The organism is Paraglaciecola mesophila KMM 241 (assembly GCF_000315015.1).
Lineage (GTDB): Bacteria > Pseudomonadota > Gammaproteobacteria > Enterobacterales > Alteromonadaceae > Paraglaciecola > Paraglaciecola mesophila.
Genome location: NZ_BAEP01000040.1, coordinates 120122 through 131899, shown reverse-complemented (window position 1 = coordinate 131899; position 11778 = coordinate 120122). Strand labels below are relative to the sequence as shown.

General features: G+C 40.6%; 10 protein-coding genes. 7 read left to right on the top strand and 3 right to left on the bottom strand.

What is annotated here, in order from left to right; all coding sequences use genetic code 11:
• Positions 1–122 precede the first annotated feature (122 nt).
• Positions 123–1298: a hypothetical protein gene (locus GMES_RS09325; RefSeq protein WP_153811067.1), complete on the top strand. Its 1176-nt coding sequence runs from the start codon at positions 123–125 to the stop codon at positions 1296–1298.
• Positions 1299–1392: 94 nt separating this feature from the next.
• Here the strand turns inward: GMES_RS09325 and GMES_RS09320 are convergent, their stop codons facing one another.
• From GMES_RS09320 to GMES_RS09310, 3 genes are all read right to left on the bottom strand, one after another.
• Positions 1393–2337 (bottom strand): Abi family protein, encoded by a 945-nt coding sequence (locus GMES_RS09320; protein ID WP_006992405.1) that lies wholly within the window; start codon positions 2335–2337, stop codon positions 1393–1395.
• A gap of 854 nt (positions 2338–3191) precedes the next feature.
• Positions 3192–4388 carry a helix-turn-helix domain-containing protein gene (locus GMES_RS09315; protein WP_006992404.1) on the bottom strand — a complete coding sequence of 399 codons (1197 nt, stop codon included), beginning with the start codon at positions 4386–4388 and terminating at the stop codon, positions 3192–3194.
• Positions 4389–4423: 35 nt separating this feature from the next.
• Positions 4424–4687, bottom strand: a complete 264-nt coding sequence (locus tag GMES_RS09310) for a type II toxin-antitoxin system HigB family toxin (RefSeq protein ID WP_006992403.1) — start codon at positions 4685–4687, stop codon at positions 4424–4426.
• Between the two features lie 721 nt (positions 4688–5408).
• On the opposite strand from GMES_RS09310, the gene GMES_RS09300 reads away from it, so the two are divergent.
• From GMES_RS09300 to GMES_RS09275, 6 genes are all read left to right on the top strand, one after another.
• Positions 5409–6539, top strand: coding sequence for a site-specific integrase (locus GMES_RS09300; protein ID WP_006992402.1), 1131 nt, complete (start codon positions 5409–5411; stop codon positions 6537–6539).
• Positions 6539–7111: a hypothetical protein gene (locus GMES_RS09295; RefSeq protein WP_006992401.1), complete on the top strand. Its 573-nt coding sequence runs from the start codon at positions 6539–6541 to the stop codon at positions 7109–7111. The genes GMES_RS09300 and GMES_RS09295 overlap by 1 nt, the downstream gene beginning before the upstream one ends.
• A 104-nt stretch (positions 7112–7215) precedes the next feature.
• Entirely contained in the window at positions 7216–8367 is a 1152-nt protein-coding gene (locus GMES_RS09290; RefSeq protein ID WP_006992400.1) for a hypothetical protein, read from the top strand.
• A gap of 4 nt (positions 8368–8371) precedes the next feature.
• Positions 8372–10141 (top strand): site-specific integrase, encoded by a 1770-nt coding sequence (locus GMES_RS09285; RefSeq protein WP_006992399.1) that lies wholly within the window; start codon positions 8372–8374, stop codon positions 10139–10141.
• Between the two features lies 1 nt (position 10142).
• Entirely contained in the window at positions 10143–10739 is a 597-nt protein-coding gene (locus GMES_RS09280) for a hypothetical protein (RefSeq protein WP_006992398.1), read from the top strand.
• Between the two features lie 81 nt (positions 10740–10820).
• Positions 10821–11399, top strand: a complete 579-nt coding sequence (locus GMES_RS09275; RefSeq protein WP_006992397.1) for a single-stranded DNA-binding protein — start codon at positions 10821–10823, stop codon at positions 11397–11399.
• Positions 11400–11778 lie beyond the last annotated feature (379 nt).

Genomic DNA, 11778 nt, shown 5'->3' with positions numbered 1-11778 from the left:
AATAATTATTAGGCAGCGAATTGAACAATTATTACGTCGGGAAGAAAAATTATGCGGACGGAAACAATCTTCCTATTTTCGCAATGGTTGCAGCTAATGTGTCCGACACGGACGTAAGTCATATGACCTTAGCCGCAGAAGAGTATGCAAATTTCATTGCTGAACGTGTAAAGCATATATTTCAAAATAATATACATAACGATTGTATTTCGTCAGCTTTGGTATGCCAGATCAGTAAGTTAGTGACACCAGAACATTCCCTTAGTGCAAATAATATTCACAGTTATAAAATGAGAGGCGTGGATTTAACCTCCATAATATCTAGTAAGTTGTCGGTGTCAGTTTGTAAATCCGTCAAATGCAAAGTTGATTCAAACAATGGAATACTTTCGCTCATCAGTACCTCTGAAAGTGCAGATTATGTGGAAAGGCAGATAAACTTTTTTGTTGATAACCAGATAAGTTTCAAGAACAGACAAGAGCTGGTTCTCTCCTTCTGTTCTAATAATTCAGTTCCAATAAAAGCCATCCCAACATTGTCTGTTATTAACCACTTGGTGAAATATGGGTTGAAGTTGACTATACCGTTGTCTATCAAATACCCTGCTAAGCTTCCTGAAGTGTGGAAATGTATTAACCAAAAGCAACCCAAAACCATGAGTGAGTTGTCTAGCTGTATGATTTCATTATCTAAGTCTAGTTTAATTACCTCAACGTTTCCTAGTTTAGTGTCTAAATCAATTCATTTTTATCCTGAGCTACCTGAAAATAAAGCTGTTCCACCATTATTTTATATTCGAACTGGAAAGGGCATAAATGACAGTAAGCTGGGGTTTCAAGTATCAATGACAACTAGTAGGCCATTTATTAATGGAAGCTCAGAGGTTGTTGTTTTTAGGTTGAAAAACGAAAGAGGTAATAGTGCATTTCTGTTTGAAGAAAAGGTCAAGTCCGCTTTAATTCAGCAAGGTATAGCTCCTATTGAAAAAAAGTCAGATCATTACAATCTAAGCTTTAACGATCTTGTCATCCAAGTGATCAAGGTAGTGTGTTTGAATGCCGAACTCCTAAATTTTGTAACTAGTTTTCACTTTACAGAATCTTTAGCAATTTACCCACTAACTAGGCATTCAAAATTGCAAGCACCAGATAAACAAAAACACCAGAAGTTAGAGAATCCAGTAAACGAAATTGCGAATAATCAAACAATAGAGAAAAGTACATTTGATTGGTTGTTGCGAGTGTTGACTCATCATGCTGCATCATTTGGTTATAACATTAGGATAAATAAAATTTAGGAAGAGTAAATCAGTGAATCACTTTTCATGAATGACGTTTTGTACTGACTTGTACGTAATTAGGAGGATACATATTCACAGGCAAGTTAAGTGTCTACGAAACTGGGGGAAGATCATACCAAGCCTTTGGATACATTGAGAACAGAGTGTTAATCTTGTTACCAATTTTCTCCTCATGCCCTAAAGCCTCAAGCAAAACTTGTATCGCAGCCATATTGGTGTACAACCTGTTCAACTGGTCTTGCACCCTTGATTGATTCTGACGAGTTTTAACAAGTTGAATAGCAGACTGAAGATACTTTTTTATCCCATTTGGTGCGGCTAAATTTCTATTGAACAATCTATTATGATGACCGCATGCATTCCGTACTTGTCTAATAGCTTCCATCCAATTACACAGGGTAGTGAACTTTTCTACGTTTAACTTTTTCTTTGCAAACCTGTTAAGTTTTAGTGACTGTATTGAGGTATCACTAAAACTGTTCATCAGAGATAACACGTTGCCAAATGTCATTAACTCTAGTGCTACCCACCCAGGTGGCAGATCTCGATGGAATGGGCAGTAGTCATTGTAATACTTGGCAGAATAATGTTTTGCGAACTCTTCCTTTGAGTCCACAAACATTCCTCTAACCTGATTAACCGTTTTTATCTGAGTCCCGTTATCTTTAAATAGCGAAGAGTCAAGATACCAAAATGAGTTGTTCGTTTCTTTTGTGATCCACTGGTCTAAAACGGACCTGACACCAACCTCGACCTTGGCTATTAACTTGAACAGGTAAAACCGAAGCTCATTATCAAACTCATACAACTCTAACCCATCTTCAAATGTGGTATTGGGGTTATATTGCTTTGTAGCATGATTTTTGAGAGGGAATAGGTAAGCTTTAAAGCGATAGTAGCTACAGTTGTCTAAAGTCTCTTTGGCAATAGGGATATCGCCAATAGCCAACCCCTGATTTTGAAGCATGACACACAGATCAGCACTAGATTTGTATGGCTTTTGATATGGAATCTTTTGAGGATGGGGAGACTGCATTCAACCTAATTTTAGACAAAAAAAAGGTTTCCACTCTTACAAACTTTCGCTTTGGAGGAAACCGTTGTTGAAATAATATTCTCATAGAATTCTATAGGAATGCAAGCTTTTCTGTCGTAATGACTACTTTTGTTCACAATCCTTGTTTAGCTCCCTCGCTTGTCAATATTGCTAAGACCCACATTGATGGCTTGAAAAGAAAGGCTGCTCAAGCAGCCTTGAGCTTAACGTGCTTTATTCGACTGCGACAATACAGACGCTGCCAAAGACTTCGTTTCCGCACTATATTTATCACTTTGCAAGACACTCGATGCCTTAGATTCCATTGCCGAACCAGTTTGATGTGTAGTCTTGGTTTGACTCAAAACGGAAGCGGCAAGTGATTTCTGGATCTGAGAAGAGCTTTTGTCAGACATAATGAATGAGGCCTGAGAGGCCATTTTTGATGACGATTGTTTACGGTTAGTCATGTTATTAATCTCGAATTAATACTGTTTGAAATGCCGAGTCTCATAGAGACCCGACTCTCTTAATGATTTTAAGCTGTCTCTATAGGCACAAGGATCGGCCAAGCCTTAAGGCCATGATTTCTCGCGTAGAGCATCTGGCCAGACTTAGGATCTTTGCGATAGGGTCTAAAAATCAGCTTCATTCCTTTCGGAACTTTCAACTTGTTCTTAGAAGTCATTAGCGCACTCCTTATTGTTATCTTGGAGGCGATGGTTGAAAGTTTTCGAGATTTCGACTAAATTAGCCGTGCTTTCAAGGAAACTTCCTAAGTCCACCTCGCTGGGTTTTGGGCAACTTTCCGCTCAAACAGTGTTGGCGCACTGTTTGGGCGGCACCATACCCGCCTACGGAAATACCATTTTCCTAACTTCTTTACTTCCTATAAGTCTGTTGTAAATTCTGTAGTCACTTACTTCTTTTCTGTATCTACCTGCTATAACCGCAGGATTTACCATTAATTTCTTAGCCAGATTTACTACGCTCTCAGGCGTAGTAAGCAACGCACAGTATTTTTCCCACTCGGATTTTTCGACAAGTGCATCTAAAGCCATCTCGTCAGCCTCATCCTCTTTGTTATCTTTATCACCATCAATGTCATCAAAATAGGCTTCCTTTGAATCCTTAAGGTGACGAGAAACGTGAGCAAGCTCGTGCATCAAAACAAACCAGAAATTATCCAGTCGGTCATATCGGATCGTCATCCCAATCACCGGGTTTCCATCCAACCCCCACATCGCCGCACCATCAAGATACGTTTTAGGGAGATGCTCTTGGAATACAAGATGGATACCATTGTTAGCTAGTTCTTCTTTTGCTAACAACGGCCCATTTTCTAAACGAGAAAGCTTCAAAGTCTCTCTCAAGAAAGGTAAATCGATGGAATCCAATTGGCACTTTGGCAATTTGTGATTAAGTGTCTGGTGAAGCACCTTCGCTTGCCATGCTTGAAGTGCAAGGTCATCCATGCGCTTATTCGTTGTATGGACAGCGCTTCGTAGATGGGGTGCCCCTACTCCTGCCATTGCGAATGGCGTAAGTTTAACCACCTCAAACATGTCGCGAATTAGCTCTTCAGCCTTCGATTTAGCATCGGAAGCTGATTTTATAGCTTTGGGGAAAAAGCCCTTCTTGAACATAGCTGTTATTGGATAGTCTTCATAATTCACTTTGCGCTGATCTGGCTCAAGCTTCTGATCTTGCATGAGCACTTCGTAAGAAATACCCAACCCTTCATGCAGGTTCTTGATCATAGATAGACTCAGAGGAGCCTTACCATTTATAACTTCTGAGACGCGGCTCTGACTTCCAAGGTACTGGATTAAATCCTTTCTCGTTATGCCCTGTTGTTCCATACGGTGTTCAATAGCCGATACAGGATCTGGCAAGCCAATATCAAAAAGCTCTTCCTCATAGTTAGAGATAAGCAAGGTCATGACATCAATTAAGTCGTCATTATCTTGATCACCCGACGCTAACAATTCGTCCAGATAATCGGTTGCCTTTCTATACTCTTCACTATTTCTGATAATTTTGATATTCATGTTTCATCCGCCAGCCCTGTGAGTTCCGTCTCTGGTTAAACTGACAATCCAACCTCGTCAATTCGTAAAATGTTCTTTCTAAAAATGGCTTTGGTAACCACTTTGACCGTCCCACTATCCATGATAAATGTTACTTCATCTGTTTCCGAGACTTTTACCCCCTTATAATCTTTCAAAATGTCATCGGCACACTGCCAGCTCGCTTTCTTGGCTTCCGCCAGCCAGCACTGTAAAGCAATGCGTTTTTCTGCATACCTTTCAGAGAAATCAGCTAATCTGTCCTGCCTAATGACTTGCAATACGAGCTACCTTTAACATACATATCTACATTATTGATCCAAAATACAGATATTCCAAATGTTTTTTGAAATTATTTTTATGTATAAACCAAATGTGCTTGAGGTGGATGAGAGGGAGCTAGAGGAAGTGCATGTAGAAACGAACAAGTTGCAGTGCCTTATTCTACTTAATGCAAATCCACAAGGAGTTGGAGTTTGGCTAAGCGTTGAGACTGAGGCATTCAATAGCATAAGTAATGGACTAACGTTTTAACGGAAAAATAATTCATGCATACAATTTTTCACCAGCATTATCAACACACTGATTAGTCTTCAAAACAAAACAGCTAACTATTGATAATAGCTTGGTTATATTAGTTAAGTGCATGTTTATGTTGATTATTTTTCGTTAAAAAACGGCAGGATTGCAATTCTATGCTAAGATTGTCTATTGAATAACTGATCCTGTAAGTGGAATGACTCTTTGATATTTGCTCATCCCAAATTAGCGAGGATATTAAATACGACATTTGGAAATTGCCGATACTAACTATGATATCGGCACGTCTCGGAACCAAAAGCGGAGATAGACAAAAAGGGGATCTTATCTTTGTAAAAGCATGAGCAAGAATGACTAGAAAACGCCATGATGCCCGAATTATTTAGTTTCTTAAATCAGGCTAGCGTTGGAGAAGGCACAAAATGAGTTGAGCGAGCCAGAGCAAGGATCATAATTATAAATATGGCATTTCTTAAAAAAACGACTAATGCAACGCTAGATGGTATTGCTGGAGTGTCAGGGTTTCCGGTGATACTGGATCATAATCTCCAGGTGCACACACTTTCCTTGCAATATTTTCTCGATTGTTTAAAAACGGCTGAAGTGTCGAGTGTGGGTACTTATGGTGCGCATATTTGTGATTTCGTTAGTCAACTGGAGGTTGATGGAAAGAAGGTTTCAGAGATAAACGATGCTTGGCTAAAAGCATATAAAGCAGCCATCATAAAGAGAAATGATGATGAAGCACACAACACTGAAAATTATGCCAGCCAGGTATGCAGGACCGTTATTGACTATTGTCTATGGCTTACAACAAACAACTATGAGCCTTACTTATGCGGCGATAAGAAGATTCATAAAATACAAATTTCTTATAGCGAGTCAAACCGTGTCAAGCATTCTACTATTAAAAATAGTAATAGTGATAAACGTCAGAAAATAGCGCCACGCTCGAACTGGATAGAACTTATAAAGCCCTATGGCCCAAAGAGTCCAAGTCTTGCAATACGCTTTGAGCTGATGATTGATTGGGGCCGCTTGGGAGGGCTAAGAGCACTCGAGATTTGCCACCTAAAGATCAAGAGTCTTCCAACGAGAGAAACTGCTGAGCGTGCCTTACATTCAGAGAGACTTGTTCCAATGAATCTTTCAGTTACAAAGGGTAATCGAATGGAAGTGGTTCGTGTTCCTCCAAGTCTTGTGCTTGCCACATGGGACTATATTGACCTTTATAGAGTCCAGATAGTTACAAAATTTTATCGTGTCCATAATAAGGATCGTGGACGCACTAGATATATCGAACCTTCGAGCATATTTTTATCCGACAAGTCTGGGTTGAATTTATCCCCTATATCGTTCTCTAGCAGTATAAGAAAAGCTTTTCTCAAAGCTGTAAAAGAGGGAAAGCTCACTAAAGACGAACGCGTCTGGACACACGGCTTGAGGCACAACTTTGTTACCAAGACACTCAAAGCGAACGATGAGGCTGGCTATAAACGTCCCGAACGTTTAACTATGCAGAGTTCGAGGCATAGCTCACTTGATGCGATGGAAGTTTATGCCGGTGACAGGTTTAGTGAAGACTTTAGCTAATGGCCAAACTACAACGGAGAAAAATAGAGGTAAAGCCCGAAAGCTCTATTATTCATCTTGCTCGAAATGTTGAGTGGAAGATCCCCGCTGAGTCTGGCGACTCAATTGATGCCGCATGTATATCTCATATTCACGATAGTGAACAAATCTTTGAGCAGTTGCTGATTTGGAGCAGAAATCAAGCCTCCAAACGAGCTACCGTCAATACTGTACTGCGCTACTTGAAATATGTCGCATCTCTTAATGGCGCTGTAAGTTGCAAATCACTGCGTGATTTTAAATATCAGATGGACGTTAGAAACCCTGCAAGTGCTAATACAAAAGCACAGGTATTTAGTACTTGCCGCAACTTTGTTAATTTTCTAATGCTAGCTGAAGTGATACCAACGGATAGTCTGCCAAAAAACTTCGAGTACACAACAAAGAGTGCCAAACCATCTATCATTGAATTAGCGAAAGGAGCGGTTAATACTTTCGCCAATGAAAATAAGGGTGTAATTGAATGTATTGTTGCAAGGCACACAGTCAACAGAGAAGAGGCTGAGGCTCTTGCCTACGGTGACATTTTTTAGAACGTTACCACACTCTTAGCTTAGATTGGATTGAGAGCTGGTTTGAAGACTGCCTGTTAATTGACAATATCCTGAAGAAGATCACTGATAAAGATACGGAAAACATGCGGGGAGTCAAAGACTACAGGCTGTCTGAAGGTGATTGGGCATCCATCGCCACTAACAGAACTCTAAAATTGGCCTTGCAGATTTTATACTCTCATTTTGGACGATTGATACCCTCATCAAATGATTGGCCGTTGGGTATAGGTGATTTTTGCAAGAGCCGTGGATGGCCTCCTAGGCGCATTCAGTCTGCTTTCTTCACAAGCGCCTACAACCTTCAATATTTCCTAGTAGCCGCTTTATCTCATAAAGAGCTGGCTCCAAACGTCGATACCGTTGTTTTTTATGCTTATTTAGATGCCTTCGTGCCATCCATAGAAAGTGGAAACATGGCCGTTCACATGGGAAAGAAGCGAGGCTCACCGATAGATAAAGAACTATCTAGGAAAGATCCACTCTGCGTCGCGTTTTGTGCATACCAAACTAGATTGAAAAAGCTGTTAAAAGAGGTGAAAGGTGGGCAAGACTGGCTATTGAAGGAGGATTGTGAGTTGTTCCTTCACTTTACTAAGTCAAAAGGTAGGTATTCGATAAGGTGTTTTGATAAAAGTACGTCGTCATATATGGTCAGAAGCGTCACAAAACAACTTGCAAAGCAGCACCCAGAATTCAATGCACTTGTTAACGAGGTCACCGGAGAAAACTTTAAACCAACGATTGCGGCAGTAGAGATCCTATCCGGTAGTTCGCTTAGTCAACTGAAATACAAACTGAACCACAAACACTTATCAACAACTGAAGGCTATGGGATTAGAGTCGAAACTCAAAACCTCCAGGATAGAAAACTGGCTAATTTCCAAGAATACCTGCTTTCACAACGAAGCAAAGAATTCCCAGATACAGGGAATGGTTACCAATGTGGGCGTGAAGAAGTTCCTGAAGTGACTTGCGGTGGAATTGAGATGTGCTTCGATTGTCCAGCCAAAAGGGTAGTTTTAAAAGACCCAAAATTGATTGCAGAGTGGTTGGCCTATTTCAGGTGGATCGAAGCAAACGAGCAAAGGCTCAAGTTCAATAATAAGAAAAGGTGGGCGGAGTACTGGCAATTGAAATTAGCTGAATATTCAGCTTTATTGGCGAAGTGCTCCAGAGCTGAAGTATTGGAAGCTGAATCAGTCGTTGCCAATATTAAAATTGCACTTATGGATTAGGATCATGCAAACAAATAAAAGCAAACATATACCGTCGCAAATTACTCCCGATAGCAATTTTGATCCAGCTAAACTCTGGTGGCTGGAGAGTAAATCTAACGCTGATAAGTGGTTTTTTAAACCTGACAATCATTCTGCCCTGTCTTCATTTACAGTTAATTGGACACCCGATTTAGTAACGTCCTCAAAGAGTGACTTTGGGCGATGGCGACCATGGAAAGAGTATGCTCAAAAGTTAGTTCAGGTAATCATAGACTCAGACTCAACGGATGTGAAAAAAACTATCACTCTTGCTGGTTACGCTAGGGAAATAAGGTCTGTTTGTCTTTGGTTTTGCTTTACAAATAGATTACATCACATAGCAGAAGTGAAAAGAATACATATAGCTTCATATGAGGAGTTTATCAAAGAATCCCAATTGACGATAAATAGTGTAATTACCAAGTTGCATATTGTAAACCTGATGTGGAAATTAAGAGACGAAGTTGGTTGTGGGCTTGCCTTTTTGCCTTACTATTCTGGTAAATTAAAGCCGAGGGCGAAGAAGCTAGGAAGGCAAGGTGGTCGCACGAAAACTATACGACCGAGAGACTTTTTTAAGCTTCTCGACAAAGCATTACATGAAGTTGAATATGCTGATCAATGGCTGTGTAAACTGGAGCGTTATATAGAGATCAAAGAATTAGTAGGGCCGTCAAACTGTGCTTATCACTATAAAAAAGAATTCAATGAGTCATCTTTGCAGCTTTTTAAGCGTATCCGAATCATTTACGCATCCGCAATTGTAACGATTTTATCTTTGACGGCCATGAGAAAACACGAGGCAAACGTTCTAAAATACAGTGACGCAGTTAGAACCCTCGAAAATGTAAATCTCGAAGGTACAGAGCATAAAACTGCACATACCGAGACTGGGAAGCACACACAACGTCCTCTACCTGAAGATGGTAAAAAAGCTTTAAAGCTTATTATTGAGCTAACCAAGTTTGTAAGGAAAACAGCATCTGGCCTTGATAAATTACTCCTGCGATTGCCGTTCCAAAATTGTGTAAGTAATGACAGTATAGATTGTAATACCCTCTCAACGGCTGTCTTGTACAGACTTTTTAATGAGTTTGCTAAGGATGCATCGATAAATTTCGCACTACGTCCACACATGCTTAGGCGCGCTTTCGCTATGATTTGGACATGGAGATTTGAGATTGGCGACCTTGATTATTTATCGAGATTTCTTTACCACAATAGTCACTTTTTTACTGAAATTTACGTCGATGACCCTGACGTGTATGATTTCCTCCCCGAAGAGATGCAACGTTACACTGCAAAAATTTTTGAACAAGCGTTTCTCGGAGGAAACAATATAGAGGGGGGAATTAAGAGTGCTTTGTCTCGATATCGACGACTGATACAGCAAAAGGTCAAGGTAGTAGAACCTGAAGTCATTAGTATTTTTATCGATAGGATGATAGAGAAATTTAATTATCAGGTAATCCCTAATGCAGATGGATACTGTTTTATGTCGACAGTTAGGGGAAGTCGAGCGAAGTGTTCTACCGACGGAGAGAACCCAGATTACACAAACCGAAACGAGAAGACGTGCAGCAGTTGTCCGAATTTTGGTGTTGATGAGGGGCGTGTTGATTATTGGAAGAAACGTAGAGACGCGCACCAAGTCGTTTTGAATAATTCTGAGGATCAGTTAATGGTTGATTCAGCTCGCAGAGGTGTTCAGTACGCTGAGCACGTCATAAGCATGTTTAAAGAGGTCCATTAGATTGAAGTTCCGAATTAGCTCGGGGGAATTTGTTGCGGCAATTGAGGAGTCGCTTAAAGACTTAATTGATAGAGGCCTTCCTATCACTCAAACATCGGTCATAGTAAACGCCAAAACTAGTGACGGTAATGCTGTTGGCAAGACAACGTTGTATAGGAAGAATGACAAAACTGGTGGCCTAATACATCAAGCACTGATCGATAAAATAGAATCTGCGAAGAACGATAGAAAAAAAGGGGCAGGACGTCAAACACGAGGCCAGACCATAGTTAGTTTGAACAAGGAAATAGCGCGCCTTAAAAAGGAGCAAAAGGGGCTGACGGATAGGGTTGTTGAGCAAGAGGCTGAAATAATTCAGCTCCAAGAAGGCAAAGGTAGAAGCTCTTCAAGAGTCGATTCATTTGAGGGAGAGCTATACATCGCACACAGCCTCTTGCTGAAGAGGTACTCCATGCTGAAAGATTTGGAAGAGCTTGTTTTAGCATTTGAAGCTAAACACAAAGGTACAGCCCATTTAGAACACTTTAAAAAGCGTATTGAAACGCTAGAAGCTGAAATTCAATACTCTACTGTTTTTGATGCGAAGTTCGGTAAATAGGCACTGCCGAGAGTATAGTATAGTACAAACATGATATACTCTCTGTATATAAGATAAATAAAGGATTTGGAGAGGTAGTATATGAATCGTGGAATTAATAAAGTCATCTTGGTGGGCAACTTAGGGCAAGATCCTGAAGTACGTTATATGCCAAATGGTAACGCGGTAGCGAATTTAAGCATCGCGACCAGCGAAAGCTGGAAAGACCAACAAGGGCAAATGCAAGAGCGCACCGAATGGCATCGCCTGACTATGTATCGTCGTTTGGCCGAAGTGGCAGGCGAATACTTGCGTAAAGGCTCGCAAATTTACGTAGAAGGTAAATTGCAAACCCGTAAGTGGCAAGATCAGCAAGGCCAAGACAAATACACCACAGAAGTGATTGTCGACCAAATGCAAATGTTAGGTGGTAAAGGTGGCGGTCAATCTGAAGGCGGCTTCCAAGGGCAGCAGCGTCAACCCGCACAGCGTCCTGCACAAGGCGGTCAAAACACTGGCGGCCAGCCAGGTTATCAGCAATCACCTAACCAAGGTTACAACCAAGCACCTCAAGGTGGCCAAGGCAACCAAGGTTTCAATCAAGCCCCACAAGGCGGTCAAAACAAGCCAGCACCTATGGCAGAACCTGACTTCGATTTCGATGATGATATTCCGTTCTAGGAAACGTATAAATTAAAAAAGTTGAAAAACATTCCTTAAAGCCGCTATTAAGCGGCTTTTTTGTATCTGTTTGATTCGTGCGAAAAACCGATATATATTGAAATGAAGGTGGTGGTTTCACTGTAATTTTCCAGTGGTGAGCCAGCAGCTAAATGGTGATTTATACCCTGCTTACTTGCGTTGCTCTTAGGTTTACTCATCTAATAAGTCGGCGAATAAAAGTGATAGATAAAGACATTTATTTGTCTTCCCACAGCTTTAGTTATGCAAAATCTGTTATCTCCAAACAGTCTTTCAACCACGCTCTGATCGGCTTTCACAGTAATGAAACTTGTTTTATATACTCATGCGCAAGCCTCAGGTTTAAGTTTTTTATACT

Bases quoted from the DNA above. Each gene is read 5' to 3' on its own strand.
- GMES_RS09325 (WP_153811067.1), top strand. From the start codon at position 123: ATGACCTTAGCCGCAGAAGAGTATGCAAATTTCATTGCTGAACGTGTA.
- GMES_RS09320 (WP_006992405.1), bottom strand. From the start codon at position 2,337: ATGCAGTCTCCCCATCCTCAAAAGATTCCATATCAAAAGCCATACAAA.
- GMES_RS09315 (WP_006992404.1), bottom strand. From the start codon at position 4,388: ATGAATATCAAAATTATCAGAAATAGTGAAGAGTATAGAAAGGCAACC.
- GMES_RS09300 (WP_006992402.1), top strand. From the start codon at position 5,409: ATGGCATTTCTTAAAAAAACGACTAATGCAACGCTAGATGGTATTGCT.
- GMES_RS09295 (WP_006992401.1), top strand. From the start codon at position 6,539: ATGGCCAAACTACAACGGAGAAAAATAGAGGTAAAGCCCGAAAGCTCT.
- GMES_RS09290 (WP_006992400.1), top strand. From the start codon at position 7,216: ATGCGGGGAGTCAAAGACTACAGGCTGTCTGAAGGTGATTGGGCATCC.
- GMES_RS09285 (WP_006992399.1), top strand. From the start codon at position 8,372: ATGCAAACAAATAAAAGCAAACATATACCGTCGCAAATTACTCCCGAT.
- GMES_RS09275 (WP_006992397.1), top strand. From the start codon at position 10,821: ATGAATCGTGGAATTAATAAAGTCATCTTGGTGGGCAACTTAGGGCAA.